Annotated in this window: 12 protein-coding genes; 5 read left to right on the top strand and 7 right to left on the bottom strand. The window is 66.3% G+C overall.

The window, feature by feature from the left end:
• Positions 1–73: 73 nt before the first annotated feature.
• The 4 genes from HWX36_RS26560 to HWX36_RS26575 all read right to left on the bottom strand — a co-directional run bounded on the left by HWX36_RS26560 (position 74) and on the right by HWX36_RS26575 (position 4,155).
• Positions 74–895 carry an ABC transporter permease subunit gene (locus HWX36_RS26560; RefSeq protein ID WP_175956166.1) on the bottom strand — a complete coding sequence of 274 codons (822 nt, stop codon included), beginning with the start codon at positions 893–895 and terminating at the stop codon, positions 74–76.
• Positions 892–1,818, bottom strand: coding sequence for an ABC transporter permease subunit (locus HWX36_RS26565; protein WP_175956168.1), 927 nt, complete (start codon positions 1,816–1,818; stop codon positions 892–894). The genes HWX36_RS26560 and HWX36_RS26565 overlap by 4 nt, the downstream gene beginning before the upstream one ends.
• Positions 1,815–2,975: a polyamine ABC transporter ATP-binding protein gene (gene potA, locus HWX36_RS26570; protein WP_175956170.1), complete on the bottom strand. Its 1,161-nt coding sequence runs from the start codon at positions 2,973–2,975 to the stop codon at positions 1,815–1,817. Before potA ends, HWX36_RS26565 begins: the two co-directional genes overlap by 4 nt.
• 85 nt (positions 2,976–3,060) lie before the next feature.
• Positions 3,061–4,155: a polyamine ABC transporter substrate-binding protein gene (locus tag HWX36_RS26575; protein WP_175956172.1), complete on the bottom strand. Its 1,095-nt coding sequence runs from the start codon at positions 4,153–4,155 to the stop codon at positions 3,061–3,063.
• 419 nt (positions 4,156–4,574) lie between these two features.
• On the opposite strand from HWX36_RS26575, the gene HWX36_RS26580 reads away from it, so the two are divergent.
• From HWX36_RS26580 to HWX36_RS26595, 4 genes are all read left to right on the top strand, one after another.
• Positions 4,575–4,778 (top strand): DUF1289 domain-containing protein, encoded by a 204-nt coding sequence (locus HWX36_RS26580; protein ID WP_021159754.1) that lies wholly within the window; start codon positions 4,575–4,577, stop codon positions 4,776–4,778.
• A gap of 612 nt (positions 4,779–5,390) precedes the next feature.
• Positions 5,391–6,056 carry a DUF1120 domain-containing protein gene (locus tag HWX36_RS26585; protein ID WP_244136520.1) on the top strand — a complete coding sequence of 222 codons (666 nt, stop codon included), beginning with the start codon at positions 5,391–5,393 and terminating at the stop codon, positions 6,054–6,056.
• A gap of 111 nt (positions 6,057–6,167) precedes the next feature.
• Positions 6,168–6,905: a fimbria/pilus chaperone family protein gene (locus HWX36_RS26590; protein WP_175956176.1), complete on the top strand. Its 738-nt coding sequence runs from the start codon at positions 6,168–6,170 to the stop codon at positions 6,903–6,905.
• 28 nt (positions 6,906–6,933) lie between these two features.
• A complete protein-coding gene (locus tag HWX36_RS26595; RefSeq protein ID WP_175956180.1) occupies positions 6,934–9,483 on the top strand; it encodes a fimbria/pilus outer membrane usher protein in 2,550 nt (849 codons plus the stop codon).
• On the opposite strand, the gene HWX36_RS26600 is transcribed toward HWX36_RS26595, so the two are convergent.
• The 3 genes from HWX36_RS26600 to HWX36_RS26610 form a co-directional block, all read right to left on the bottom strand.
• A complete protein-coding gene (locus tag HWX36_RS26600; protein WP_175914602.1) occupies positions 9,480–10,121 on the bottom strand; it encodes an OmpW family outer membrane protein in 642 nt (213 codons plus the stop codon). The genes HWX36_RS26595 and HWX36_RS26600 overlap by 4 nt on opposite strands.
• Before the next feature lie 65 nt (positions 10,122–10,186).
• Entirely contained in the window at positions 10,187–11,377 is a 1,191-nt protein-coding gene (locus HWX36_RS26605; RefSeq protein ID WP_175956181.1) for a nitronate monooxygenase family protein, read from the bottom strand.
• A 123-nt stretch (positions 11,378–11,500) separates the two neighbouring features.
• Positions 11,501–12,937: an aldehyde dehydrogenase family protein gene (locus HWX36_RS26610; protein WP_175956183.1), complete on the bottom strand. Its 1,437-nt coding sequence runs from the start codon at positions 12,935–12,937 to the stop codon at positions 11,501–11,503.
• Between the two features lie 124 nt (positions 12,938–13,061).
• On the opposite strand from HWX36_RS26610, the gene HWX36_RS26615 reads away from it, so the two are divergent.
• On the top strand, positions 13,062–13,823 hold the full coding sequence (locus HWX36_RS26615) for a hypothetical protein (protein ID WP_175956185.1): 762 nt from the start codon (positions 13,062–13,064) through the stop codon (positions 13,821–13,823).
• Positions 13,824–13,994 lie beyond the last annotated feature (171 nt).

Genomic DNA, 13,994 nt, shown 5'->3' on the forward strand with positions numbered 1-13,994 from the left:
CCACCCAAACAAAACGCCCGGCCCGACTCGTCGTCGGCACCGGGCGTTTTCCATGGCGATCACGACCCGAACGTCAGGTCGCGAACCCCGCCATCCGCTTGCGCTCCTGCCGCAGCATCACGAAGTTCGCGATCACGACGCCGGCGGTCACCGCGATGATGAACAGCGTCGCGAGCGCGTTCATTTCCGGGTTCAGCCCGAGGCGCACGCGCGAGAACACGACGAGCGGCAGCGTCGTCGAGCCGGGGCCCGACAGGAACGCCGACAGCACGAGGTCGTCGATCGACAGCGTGAACGACAGCAGCCAGCCCGCGATCAGCGCCTGCGAGATCAGCGGCAGCGTGATCGTGAAGAACACCTTCAGCGGCGTCGCGCCGAGATCGAGCGCGGCTTCTTCCAGCGACGGATTCAGCTCGCGCACGCGCGACTGCACGATGATCGCGACGTACGAGATGCACAGCATCACGTGGCCGAGCCAGATCGTGAAGATGCCGCGCTCGGCCGGCCAGCCGATCCACTTCGCCAGCTCGATGAACAGCAGCAGCAGCGAGATCCCCTGGATCACCTCGGGAATCACGAGCGGCGCGTTGATCATCCCGCTGAACAGCGCGAAACCGCGAAAGCGCCCCATCCGCGCGAGCACGAAGCCGGCCCACGTGCCGATGAACACCGACGCGAACGCGGTCAGCACGCCGATCTTCAGCGACAGCCACGCGGCCGTCAGCAGCTCGTCGTCTTCGACGAGCGCCGAGTACCACTTGAACGAGAAACCCGACCACACTGTGACAAGCTTCGACTCGTTGAACGAATAGACGATCAGGCTGATGATCGGGATGTACAGGAACGCGAAGCCGGCAAACAGCGCCGCGAACTGCAGGTAACGATTCGGCTTCATCGACGGGCCTCCTGCTCCTTCGCCTGGAAGTGCTGGAACATCGCCATCGGCACGAGCAGCAGCAGCACCATCGCGCAGGTCACCGCCGACGCCATCGGCCAGTCTGCGTTGTTGAAGAACTCATTCCACATCACGCGGCCGATCATCAGCGTGTTCGCGCCGCCGAGCAGCTCGGGAATCACGTACTCGCCCACCGCCGGGATGAACACGAGCAGGCAGCCCGCGATGATCCCGTTCTTCGACAGCGGCAGCGTGATCTGCACGAACGCCTTCCAGGGCTTGGCCCCCAGGTCGTACGCGGCCTCGAGCAGGCGCAGGTCCATCTTCACGAGGTGCGCGTAGAGCGGCATCACGAGGAACGGCAGGTACGAATAGACCATCCCGATGTACACCGCGTAGTTGGTGCGGTACAGCTCGATCGGCGTGTGCGTGAGGCCGATCCACATCAGGAAGTTGTTCAGCAGCCCGTTGTTCTTCAGGATGCCGATCCACGCGTACACGCGGATCAGGAACGACGTCCAGAACGGCAGCATCACGCCCATCATCAGCAGGTTGCGGGTCGCCGGGTTCGAACGCGCGATGTAGTACGCCATCGGATAGCCGATCAGCAGACACAGCAGCGTCGTCACGGCGGCCACCCACACCGAGTTCACGTAGGTCGCGAAATACAGGCTGTCGGTGAACAGGAACGCGTAGTGCGACAGGTTCAGCGCGACGTGCACGACGCCGTCGGTGTACGACGCAAGCTCCGTGTACGGCGGGATGCCGAGCTGCAGCTCCGCGAAACTGATCTTGACGACCAGCACGAACGGCACGAGAAAGAACAGCACGAGCCACGTGAACGGCCCCGCGACGACCGCCGTGGCGCCCGTCAGGTTGAAACGCCGCACCGGCCACGAGAGCATGGACTTGAACGCGGTCATGACGTCAGCACCACGCCGGCAGTCGCGCTCCAGCGCACGTAGATCTCGTCGCCGAGCGCCGGCGTGTCGAGCTCCGAAATCGCGAGGCTCGACACGTTCGCGATCACCGTCTTGCCCGCTTCGAGCTTCACGTGATACAGCGAGTAGCCGCCCATGTACGCGACGTTGCTGATCCGGCCGCGTGCCCAGTTGAACGCGCCTTCGGGCGGCTTGCGCGTCAGCGCGATCCGCTCGGGGCGCACCGACACCGTGACCGGCATCCCGAGCGGGCCCGAAATCCCGTGGCTCACGTACAGCCGGCTCGGCAGCTCCGGCGACTCGATATACACGTGGTCGGGCTCGTCCTCGACGGTCACGCCGTCGAACAGGTTCGTCGAGCCGATGAATTCGGCCGAGAAGCGGCTGTTCGGATATTCGTACACTTCGTTCGGCGAGCCGATCTGCACGATCTGCCCTTCGCTCATCACCGCGAGGCGATTGGCCATCGTCATCGCCTCTTCCTGGTCGTGCGTGACCATGATGCAGGTGACGCCGACCTTGTTCAGGATGTTGACGAGCTCGATCTGCGTGCGCTGGCGGATCTGCTTGTCGAGCGCGGACATCGGCTCGTCGAGCAGCAGCAGCTTCGGCCGCTTGACCAGCGAGCGCGCGAGCGCGACGCGCTGCTGCTGGCCGCCGGACAGCTGATGCGGCTTGCGCTTCGCGTACTTGCTCATCTGCACGAGTTCGAGCGCCGACGCGACGCGCTCCTTCAGCTCGGCCTTCGGCGTGCCTTCCTGCTTGAGACCGAACGCGACGTTCGACTCGACCGACATGTGCGGGAACAGCGCATACGACTGGAACATCATGTTCACGGGCCGCTTGTACGGCGGCATCTGCGCGAGGTCCTCGCCGTCGATCAGGATCTTGCCCGACGTGACCGTCTCGAGGCCGGCGAGCATCCGCAGCAACGTCGACTTGCCGCAGCCCGAGCTGCCGAGCAGCGCGAACAGCTCGCCCTGGCGCACGGTCAGGTTGACGCTGCGCACGGCTTCGGTGTCGCCGAATTTCTTGACGACGTCGACGATCTGGACAAAGTTCTCGGCGCGCGCATCGGCGCCGGAGGAGAAAACGGAGGACGGTGCGCCCGCGACCGGCGCACCCGACTGGCTATTCATGATGTGCTGCTTCTCTCCTGCGTTGAACGAACAAAGCCCCCGGGGACACCAGGGGCTTCATGACTGCTGGGAACATCGGCGCGTATCAGCGGCCCGACTTCAGCTCGGTCCACAGACGCGTCTGCAGACGCTGGATTTCGGGCGGCAGCGGCTTGAGCAGGAACAGCGTCTTCACGACGTCGGCCGGCGGATACACGGCCGGGTCGTTCGCGACGTCGGGCCGCACGTACTTGCGTGCCTCGGCGTTGGCGCTCGGGTAGTACACCGCGTTCGTGATCGCCGCGTGGACCTTCGGATCCTCGATGTAGTTGATCCACTCGAGGGCCGCTTCCTTGTTCTTCGCGTCCTTCGGAATCGCCATCACGTCGAACCAGACCGGCGCGCCGCCCTTCGGAATGTAGTACTCGATCTTGTACGGCTTCTTCGCCTCGATCGCGCGATGCTTCGCGATCACGACGTCGCCCGACCAGCCGAACGCAAAGCAGATGTCGCCGCCGACCAGGTCGTTGATGTAGCCCGACGAGTTGAATTGCGTGATGTACGGGCGGATCTTCTTCAGCACGTCCATCGCGGCCTTGTAGTCGGCCGGGTTCGTGCTCATCGGATCCTTGCCGATGTAGTGCAGCGCCGCCGCGAACATCTGGTCGGGCGCGTCGAGCACCGACACGCCGCAGGTCTTCAGCTTCGACAGGTTTTCCGGCTTGAACAGGATGTCCCAGTTGTCGAGCGGCACCTTGCCGAGCGCCTGCTGCGCCTTGGTCAGGTTGTACGCGAGACCGGTCGTGCCGTATGCCCAGGGCACCGAATACTTGTTGCCCGGATCCGCGCCGGCGACGAGGGCCATCAGTTGCGGGTCGAGGTACTTGAGGTTCGGCAGCTTCGACTTGTCGAGCGGCGCGAAGATGCCGGCGGCGATCTGCTTGCCCGCATAGTTGCTGGTCGGCACGACGATGTCGTAGCCCGAGCTGCCCGTCAGCAGCTTCGCCTGCAGCGTGTCGTCGCTGTCGTAGTTGTCGTAGCGGACCTTGACGCCCGTCTGCTTCTCGAAGTTCGGGATCGTGTCCTTCGCAATGTAGTCCGACCAGTTATAGACATTGAGCTGCGTATCCTTCGCCGCTGCCGCCGATGCACCCACGCACAGCGCGAGCGCCGCGAACCGGCCCACTACCTTTGCTTTCATCCCGTTCTCCCTCCGGCCGGACCGTGTGTCCGGCTGCCGTCTGCCTCGTCACGGCGGCGCATTCTGGCGCGCCGCCCCTCGAAAACCCCGAAAACTACCATCATTCGCGCGCCGTCACAAAAAAATCATGCCGGTGTCGCGCAAACGGAACAAATTCCCGCCGCCGGCCGGCTGGCCGCCCGTGCGGCGGGGTGTTCCCGGGGAATTCTATCGGGTAATCGGCGGCTGTCCACCGGGAAAAACGGGCGGCGGCCAAACCGCGTGCGCCGGCCGGCCGCGAACCGCCTGGCGGCTGTGCCCGAACCCGGCCGTACCATCGAGTCACGGCACCGGTGCGGCATGCTGGCCGCCCCCGTCCGACCGTCCGGCCGCGATGCATTAAAATGGCGGCTGACGATTCAACTGCGTGCACCCTTCCGATGGCCTCCAATCTCCACGACCTGCCCGACAGCCCCTGCATCGGCGTGTGCTCGACCCTCTTCGACGAAGTCTGCAAGGGCTGCGGCCGCACGGCCGCCGAAGTGTCGAACTGGGTGTTCCTGAGCGACGACGAAAAGCGCGCGGTGTGGGAGCGCATCCAGCGCGAAGGCACCGCGATGCGCTTCCAGTACGACAAGCTGTAAGCCGTCCCGCGTCGGCGCATGCCGACGCGATGCGCCCGTCCGGGCGCCGCGGGCCCGATCACGGGCCGGCCGCCGGCGGCCCTGACCTGACCCAGCCCCACCTCAGCCACACTCGCCTCCCCCTTCGCCACCGCACCCGCTCCGTCTCGATCGACGCGACGCCGCTCCGTTTTACGTTCCGACTTCCCGCTGCCGACATGCGCCATCAGCGCAATGACGCCGTGCGTCCTTCGTCACGATCGTCCATTGCCAACCGGTATACCGGGGTCGCGCCTCCTGTTTTTTCGATATTGTCCGCTCAGATTGAATCCAATCCGCTCGATCCTTATCGAAGCTGAAAAATATTACATCTGACATTCGTAACGATCAAAACACCAGCCCCCGTCAATAAATCGGATTATTCCCCCGATTAAATGCCATCAATTCCACGTAAATAGCCACAAAAATCTGTACAAGTACGATTTCAATTCGCAAATCAAATTGATAAATTCCATCCGCTCCCCGGAAATTAAGGCGAGCTATTTATCTTCCACCAATCGAAAAACCGGATCACCGAATTACCTTCGGAATTACGGCTAGTTAAAGGAAACCGCTCAGATGAAATTCGTTAAAATGCCGAAGCAAGCGTCGCACCTCATGATGGCAGGCCTGCTGGCCCTGGGGAGCGCATCGGCGTTCGCCGACTCGTTCGACGTCAAGGTCACCGGGAAGATCAAGCCGGGCGCCTGCACGCCGACGCTCGCCGGCGGCGGAACGTTCGATTACGGACTGATCGGCTCGGCTCAACTCAGTCCGACCGCGCCCACGCTGCTCCCGGTCTTGTCGGATTCGATCACGATCACCTGTGACGCCGCCGCCCGCGTCGCATTGACCGCGCGGGATAATCGCGCCGGCACCGGCGCATTTACCGGCAATATCAATTTCTTCGGCTCGTCCAGTCCGGTTTCCTCGCAATTCGGCCTCGGATCGGCCGGCGGCAAGAATATCGGCGCTTTTGCATTCCGTTTCAGAACGAACACGTTCCAGGCGGATGGTGCGGCGGTCGATTCGATTTATTCGAATACCAGCGGCGCCACCTGGATGGGGTCCAACGGGGTCGTCGACAACACCGGCGGCTACGAGTCGTGGGCGAAGAAAGGCCAGACTGTCCCGGTCGCGGCGAAGGTCTTCACCGGCACGCTCGACGTGCAGGCCGCGATCGAAAAGACGTCGAATCTCGACCTGAGCCAGGAAATCAATCTCGACGGCCTCGCCACCGTGTCGCTCGTGTACCTGTAATTCCGGTACGCGTCTTTCCTCCGATCGCGTCGATTGCCTGACAGGCGTCGACTGCACCGTCGCTTCGCCGAAGCGGCGGTGCGCCGCATTACCGCCAAGCCAGCCACCGCCATGAAATTCCCTGCACGCCATACCCTGCGGGCGTCGTTGCTCGCCCCGCTCCTCGGTTGCCTGATCGGTTCGAGCGTCGCACACGCAATGGGCGTCGTGCCCGAGACATCCATCGTGATCGTCGACGAAGCCGACGGCGAAGGAACGATCTCGGTCAGGAACACCGACAACCACCCGACACTCCTGCATACGACGGTCGAGCCCATTCCCGAGGACAAGGCCGAGCTCGTCATCGTGACGCCCCCGATCGCGCGTGTCGAAGCCGGTGCGGTGCAGCTCGTCCGGTTCGTTCTCGTCGGCAACGAGCCGCTCGCCACGCAGCGCCTCGCCCGCGTCTCGTTCTCCGGCATTCCGCCGAAACGCCAGGGCAAGAACGAGATCCAGACGATCATTCGCCAGAACCTGCCGGTGCTGATCCAGCCGCAAGACCTCGCGCGCAACGACAGGCCATGGGAACTGCTGAAGTGGTCGATCGAGGACGGCAGGCTGATCGTGCGCAACGACAGCCGCTATGTGGTGCGCCTCGAACAGAAAGTGCAGTTGCTGCCGTCGCGGCAGATCGTGTCGCTGCCGGCACCCTACGTGCTGGCCGGACAGACCCTCCGGACTGCGCTGGCCCGCGAGGCCGCGACGCCCGAGCGCGTGCGCCTCTTCCCCGCCACCGTCTACGGCTACTCGGTCGAGCACTACGACGCAGCGCTTGTCCCCGCTGCGGGCGATACGGCCACGCGACGGTAAGCACCGCGCCGTCGATTCCGGATCTGCCATGTCAGGCGCCATTCATGGCCTGCGCGGCCTCGTCGCGCTCGCGCTGTCCGCCGTCGCGAGCTGCATGCCGTGCACCGCCGCCAGCCCGGACCACACCGCGCCCGAGACGGTCGAGTTCGACACCGGCGCGCTGCGCGAGCACGGGATCGACGCCACGGCGAGCCACTATTTCGCGCACGCGCCGCGCTTCATGCCCGGCACGGCTTCCGTTCGGTTGACGGTCAACGGCAGGCGAGCCGGCGGCGCCGATGCGCGATTCGACGACAACGGCAACCTGTGCGCGACGCCCGGCCTGCTGCGCGCGGCCGGCCTCGTGGTGCCCGACGCGCTCCGGGATGCGACTGCGGCGATCACGGCGACCGCGCGGAGCGCCAGCGACGACACGCCGCCATGCTACGACTACCGGCGCGCCTATCCGCAGGCGATCGTCACGCTGCGCCCGGCCGACGGCGCCGTCGACTTCGTCGTGCCGCCCGACGCACTCGACACGGGCCGCCGCACGCCCGATACGTTCGAGCACGGCGGCTTCGCCGGGCTCGTCAACTACGACCTGCTCGCGACGACAACGCGCAACCCGGCCGGCACGTCGCAATACTGGCAAGCCACGACCGAAGCCGGTTTCAACGCGGCGGACTGGATCGTGCGCAGCAGCCAGATCGCCACGGTCGTCGACGGCCATGCCGGCGTCGATCATCAGGCAGCCTACGCACAGCGCACGTTCGCCCCGCACGGCACGACGCTGCAGGCCGGGCAGATCGTCCCGCGCTCGACGCTGTTCGCGATTGGCCGGACGTTCGGTGTGCAGATGTTTCCGGACGAAGCGCTCGCCGTCACGCCCGGCGCGGCCGCACGCGTGACCGGGATCGCACGCACGCAGGCGCGCGTCGAGGTGCGCCAGCTCGGCGTACTGATCCATGCGTCGCAGTTGCCGCCGGGGCCGTTCACGCTGAGCGACCTGCCGCTTGTCAGCGGCAGCGCGGATCTCGACGTGACCGTCGTCGAGGCCACGGGCGACGTGCAGCATTTCATCGTGCCGGGTTCGTCGCTGCCAGGGGCCGGGCTCGGCGCCGCGCAAGGGCTGGCGATCGCGGTGGGCCGCCTGCAGAACGACGGCTACGCACAAGCGCCGTGGCTCGCGACCGCCACGTACGGCTGGCAGATCCGGCAACACGCACGGCTCAACGCCGGCCTCCTCATGTCGTCGCCGTTGCAGTCGGCCGCCGCGAGCGTCGAATTCGCACCACTTGCCGGCGTCGCCACGGCCGTCGGCGTCGACCTCACCCGCGCCGCCGGTCGCCAAGGCGCCCAGACGCGTATCGCGCTGGCGAGCGACGGCGACACGCCATTGCGCGCCGATGTGTCGTTCGTCCGGCGCACGTCCGGATACCGCGAACTGACCGATGCGGTGCGATCGATCGATGCCTTCACGCCGCCAGCGCGCACCCAGTTCGCGGCGGCACTCGGCTGGCGCGATCGCACGCTCGGCATGCTGTCGTTCGACTACACGCGGGTCGCGGTATTCGACGGTCCCGCGATGCAGCGCATCGCCGGCGCATGGACCCGCCCGTTCGGGGCGGGCTCGCTCGCACTGAACGTGAGCCGGACGTTCGGCACCCGCGGCGGCGCCGGCGTCCAGGTTTATGTGAGCGCGACCGTGCCGATCGGCACGCGCAGCGTCAGCGCCTTTGCGAACGTCACCGGCGGCTCGGTGCGTTCGGGCGCCCGCTATTCCGACACGTTCGGCCGGACCGGCAGTTACAGCGTCGCGGCCGACTACGACACCGCGATCCGGTCGCCGTCGATCCGCGCGACGGTCAGCGCCACGCCGAAGCATGTGCGCGCGATCGTCAACGCGGGCCTCTACGGCGCCGAGCGCGCCACGCTCGGTGTCAATCTGCGCGGTGCGGTCGCGCTGCTCGGTGGCGTCGGCATGCTGTCGCCGTACGAGATCCGCGACACGCTCGCACTCGCCCGCGTCGGCGATCGCGCCGGCATCGAAATCGTCACGCCGTCGGGCCCGGTCTGGACCGATCGCCACGGCCGCGCCGTCATCGCGTCGCTGCCCGCGTACGCGCGAACACTCGTCCGGATCAACACGAAAAGCCTGCCGCGCAATCTGGACCTGAAGAACGGCATACAGACCGTCGAAGCCGGCCGCGGCTCCGTCAGCCACGTCGAATTTGCCGTCGAGCACACGCGGCGCGTGCTGCTGACTGTCACGCTGGCGAACGGCGCGCCGCTGCCGGTGCTGTCGACCGTCGTCGACGACGACGACCGGTTCGTGACCGTCACCGGAAGCGAAGGCAGGTTGCTGCTCACGGGCGCCCAACTGACCACGCCGCTGCGGGTCGCGTTGCCGAACGGCACGTCCTGCCGCCTGGCGATCGCGCTGCCGGCCACGCCGCCTGCGACGACGCGCTATTACGAGCGTGCCGACGCGCGTTGCGAATCGTTGCCCGCGTCCGTCGCGCAAGCCGCGCAAAAAAAGAGCGGCATGCCGACCGCCATGCCGCCAACCCCAACTCTGTTCTTTTCCGAACGCGCCTAGAACTTCATCCCGACGCCCACGCCGACGATCAGCGGATCGATGTGCAGCGTGCCGATGCCCTTGTCGCCGAGCGTCGCATCGGTGCTCATCCAGATCTTCTTCACGTCGACGTTCATGAACACCTTCTTCGTCAACTGCACGTCCACGCCGAACTGCAGCGCCGGGCCGAAGCTGCTCTTGTTGATCGACACGCCCTCCCCGCCGACGTTGAGCCCGTTGTTGTAGAAGTACGTGTAGTTCACCCCCGCGCCGACGTACGGACGCACCTTGCCGGCGTGGTTGAAGTGGTACTGCAGCAGCAGCGTCGGCGGCAGCACGCCCACGCCGCCGAGATTGCCGAGGCTCGACGTCAGCTGGTGCCTCGACGTGCCGAGGATCAGCTCGACGCCGAGGTAGTCGCGGATCATGTACGTGAAGTCGAGCTCGGGCACGATCGCGTTGTTCACGCCGACGTTCAGCGCGCCGAGCGTATCGCTCGCGCGTTCGTTCGGCTGGATGCTGATCGCACGCAGCCGGACCAGGACGTCGCCCTGGTTGATGCCGTCGCCGGGCGAGGCCGCGTGCGACAGCGAAGGCATCGCGGCGAAAGCAGCCGCAACGGCGGCAGCGGTAACACAAGTTCGAATCGTTTTATGCATGGTACGGACCCCCAAAGAATGGTTTCCATTCTCCCTGCAGGGTCTTTTCGTCATGTTGATATCCGTCAAGCCAGCGTAAACGTGGGACGGTTTGCCGCAGGCTCGGTCGCATGGCCCGTCAGCAGCAGATCGAGCAAATCGCGCACGCTGCGGATCGCACGGCCGAACGGCAACGCTTCGCGGCCACGGAAGAACAGCCCGTTCGCAACGTCGCCGCGCAATGCAGCCGCAAGCCGCGTGTCGATGCAGAAATGGCCGAACTTCTCGATGCCGTCGCGCAAGCCGCATACGCTCAGGCATTCGAGCGCGGTCGGGCAACGCTGCTTCAGCGCGCCGAGCTTGGTGCGGATGCGCGCCTCGTTGCGCAGGTAACGATCGAGCCACGGCGTCTTCACCGCACGTGCAGGCAGCCCCGTCACGCTGACGAATTCGACGATGTCGTCGGGCGTCGCGTCGGCCAGCACGCGCTTGAAGTGCGGATGCGCATCGCCTTCTTCCGTCACCGCGAACGGTGTCCCGACCTGCACGCCGTTCGCGCCGGCCTCGAGCGCCGCGCGCACCGCGTCGTGACTGTTGATCCCGCCCGCAACGATCAACGGGATCGTTTCGCGCGCGAGCCCGAGCGATGCCATCACCTGAGCGGTTTCGTCGAGCACGCGCGCGAAATCGAATCGAAGGTCGTGCATGTCGTCGATCTGCGTGACGCCGAGATGGCCGCCCGCATGCGCCGGATGCTCGATCACGATCGCGTCGGGCAAGCGCCCCTTCTTCATCCACTTCTTCAGCACGAGCGCGATCCCGCGGCTGTCCGACAGGATCGGGATCAGCGCGATGTCGTGTCCTTGCGTGAGGTCGGGCAGGTCGAGCGGCAGGCCCGCGCCCATCACGATCGCGTCCGCCCCTTCGTCGCACGCCACCCGCACGTAGTCCGCATGCGCGCTCACGGCCTTCATCACGTTGACTGCGATCATCCCGCGCCCTTCGCTGTAGGTCTTCGCGAGGCGGATCTCGCGTGCGAGCGCCTCGAGGTTCGCGGCCTCGAGCGTCGCGCGATCGGGTTGCGCGCGGCAACGCGCGAGCAGGTCCGCATGATGGTGACGCAGGTCGATGCTCGCGATCGTGCCGACCGCGCCTTCGCGCGCGACGCTGCCCGCCAGCCGGTGCGCGGAGATACCGACGCCCATGCCGCCCTGCACGACGGGCAGCAAGGTGCGGCCGCGAATCGTCAGCGGCGGAAAGGAAGTGCGTACGGTCATCTGAAACCTCATCGGAACATCGGAACCGCGATGATCGACGATCCACCGACGCGCACCTTGACGCCCGTCAATAAAAAAACGGCACGCGAGCGTGCCGTTTCCGGTTCGGGCCGTGAGAAGCGCTCAGGCCGGCTTCGCGGGCTTGAGCTGCATCGACTTGTACTCGAGATATTCCTCGAGCCCGTACACGCCGTTCTCGCGGCCGTGCCCCGACTGCTTGTAGCCGCCGAACGGCGCGGCCATGTTCCACGTGCCGCCGTTGATGTCGACCTGCCCGGTGCGGATGCGGCGCGCGATGCGCATCGCGCGTTCGTCGCTGCCGGCCCATACCGCGCCGCCGAGCCCGTACGGCGAATCGTTCGCGATTCGCACGGCCTCGTCTTCATCGCGATACGTGATGATCGACAGCACCGGCCCGAAGATTTCTTCCTGCGCGATCGTCGATTTCGGATCGACCCGGCCGAACACGGTCGGCTTCACGAAGAAGCCCTTCGCGAGCCCTTCCGGCATGCCCGTGCCGCCCGTCACGAGTTCCGCGCCTTCGTCGATCCCGCGCCGGATGTAGTCCTGCACACGCTGCTGCTGGACGGCCGACGCAAGCGCGCCAAGGCGCGTCGCATCCTGCCGCGGATCGCCGGCGACGTAGGTTTCGGCCACCGCCTTCGCGATCTCGCGCGCCTCTTCGTAGCGCGCTTCCGGCACCAGCATCCGCGTGTGCGCCGAGCAGGTCTGCCCTGCGTTCAGGTAGCACGCGTTGACCGTGCCCTTCACCGCCGTCGCGAAATCGGCATCGTCGAGGATCACCGACGCCGACTTGCCGCCCAGTTCGAGCGCGACGCGCTTGACGCCCGCGGCCGCCAGTTCGGCCACGCGCTTGCCGGCGCGCGTCGAGCCGGTGAACGACACCATGTCGACGTCCGGGTCGGTGGCGAGCACCTCGCCGACCACCGGGCCATAGCCGCACACGAGGTTGAACACGCCGGCCGGCAGCCCGGCTTCGTGAATCGCTTCGGCGAGCATGAACGCGTTGAGCGGCGCGACCTCGGACGGCTTCAGGACGACCGTGCAGCCGGCTGCGAGCGCCGGCGCGACCTTCAGCGTCACCTGGTTGAGCGGGTAGTTCCACGGCGTGATCGCCGCGACGACGCCAACCGGCTCGCGCACGACGAGCGAGTTGCCGACCTGTGCCTCGAACTCGAACGACTCTGCAAGCTTCGCGTACGCCTTCCAGTTGTAGATCGGGCCGCCGACCTGGATCGCGCGCGACAGCTTGATCGGCATCCCGACTTCGCCGGTGATCGACTGCGCGAGTTCCTCGCTGCGCGCCTGCAGATGCTCGACGATCTTGCGCAGGTAGCCCGCGCGCGTCGCGGCCGGCGTGGCCGCCCAGGCGTCGAAGGCTGCGCGCGCCGCGCGGATCGCGTCCTGCGCGTCGGACGCGACGCCTTCCGGAATCCGGCCGATCACGGCTTCGGTGCCCGAGTCGATCACGTCGATCGTGCCGGTGCCGGCCGGTTTGCGCCACGCGCCGTCGATATAGAACTGGTCGTAGATTTTCATCGCTTTCCGCCTCCAGGAAAGCCGACATTCTAGCGAGCGTTTCAGTCCACCGGTGTGACGATTGACAGCCATTGGAAAGGTCTTTAGCCTCGGCGCCTCATTCATCATAAGAAAGGAGAATGCCTTGAGCATCCTGACCAAAATCGAGGGCGGCTATCTTCAGGTACTGCGCGTGATCGTGCTGTTGTTCGCGACCGCGGTCCTGATCGGCGGGGTCATTTTCGGCGCGATCGCACTCGATGCGCGCCTCTCGAAACCGCCGAAGGTCGATTCGGCCATCCAGGTCGATCCAGCGTCGTTCGCGTGGGAGAACGACGCACCCGCCAAGGCCACGCCGGCCGCCGGCGGCGCGGCAGCCAAGGACGACGACGCGTCGCCCGCGCTGCGCCTGTCGACGCGCCTGTCGGGCATCGTGCAGAAGCACGGCCGGGCGGCCCTGTCGCCGGACTACGCGGTCGATCGCGACGCGTACGAGCCGTCGTTCCAGCGCGTGCTCGGCGACGACGACCATCCGGACGTCGCGTACTACGAGCAGCAGATCGCGTATCTCGACAAGGTGCTGTCGCGCGCGGACGTCGCGGCCAGCGTCAAGAAGAAGGTCTCCGGGCACGACGACGAATATGCGCGCGAACAGGCGTACACCGACGCCGTATCGGCGGTCATGCGCGACTTCTCCGAGCGCTACGATGCACGCCGGACCGCGATCGACAACGAAAAGAAGGCCGCGGAAGAAACGGCCGCCGAGAATGGCCAGACCGCGCGCTACGCGGGCGTCGCCGCACTCGTCGCGCTGTATTCGTTCGTGTCGCTTGCGGTGCTGATCATCCTGATCCGCGTCGAGCGCAGCATCCGCTCGATCGCGCGCGCCACGCACACGACGGCCTGATCCCGCTCATCCGCAGCCCGCGCGCCGGGCTGCGGCGGGTCGGCAACCGGCCCGCGTCGCGGCTCGGCGCAAGCGGCCGGTTCCGGGCCGTCTCTTCCGGCGCGGTTCCTCACGCGTTCGCGCGCTTTCCGTTCCCGCTCCCCCTCACTCCGCCGTCGGCCGTCCACGCCG

Origin of the sequence: Burkholderia sp. BCC0405 (genome assembly GCF_902833075.1) — a bacterium.
GTDB lineage: Bacteria > Pseudomonadota > Gammaproteobacteria > Burkholderiales > Burkholderiaceae > Burkholderia.

Excerpts from the sequence above, each read along its gene's own strand:
- potA (WP_175956170.1), bottom strand. The coding sequence starts at position 2,975 with ATGAATAGCCAGTCGGGTGCGCCGGTCGCGGGCGCACCGTCCTCCGTT.
- HWX36_RS26600 (WP_175914602.1), bottom strand. The coding sequence starts at position 10,121 with ATGCATAAAACGATTCGAACTTGTGTTACCGCTGCCGCCGTTGCGGCT.
- HWX36_RS26595 (WP_175956180.1), top strand. The coding sequence starts at position 6,934 with ATGTCAGGCGCCATTCATGGCCTGCGCGGCCTCGTCGCGCTCGCGCTG.
- HWX36_RS26560 (WP_175956166.1), bottom strand. The coding sequence starts at position 895 with ATGAAGCCGAATCGTTACCTGCAGTTCGCGGCGCTGTTTGCCGGCTTC.
- HWX36_RS26565 (WP_175956168.1), bottom strand. The coding sequence starts at position 1,818 with ATGACCGCGTTCAAGTCCATGCTCTCGTGGCCGGTGCGGCGTTTCAAC.
- HWX36_RS26580 (WP_021159754.1), top strand. The coding sequence starts at position 4,575 with ATGGCCTCCAATCTCCACGACCTGCCCGACAGCCCCTGCATCGGCGTG.
- HWX36_RS26585 (WP_244136520.1), top strand. The coding sequence starts at position 5,391 with ATGCCGAAGCAAGCGTCGCACCTCATGATGGCAGGCCTGCTGGCCCTG.
- HWX36_RS26610 (WP_175956183.1), bottom strand. The coding sequence starts at position 12,937 with ATGAAAATCTACGACCAGTTCTATATCGACGGCGCGTGGCGCAAACCG.
- HWX36_RS26605 (WP_175956181.1), bottom strand. The coding sequence starts at position 11,377 with ATGACCGTACGCACTTCCTTTCCGCCGCTGACGATTCGCGGCCGCACC.
- HWX36_RS26575 (WP_175956172.1), bottom strand. The coding sequence starts at position 4,155 with ATGAAAGCAAAGGTAGTGGGCCGGTTCGCGGCGCTCGCGCTGTGCGTG.
- HWX36_RS26590 (WP_175956176.1), top strand. The coding sequence starts at position 6,168 with ATGAAATTCCCTGCACGCCATACCCTGCGGGCGTCGTTGCTCGCCCCG.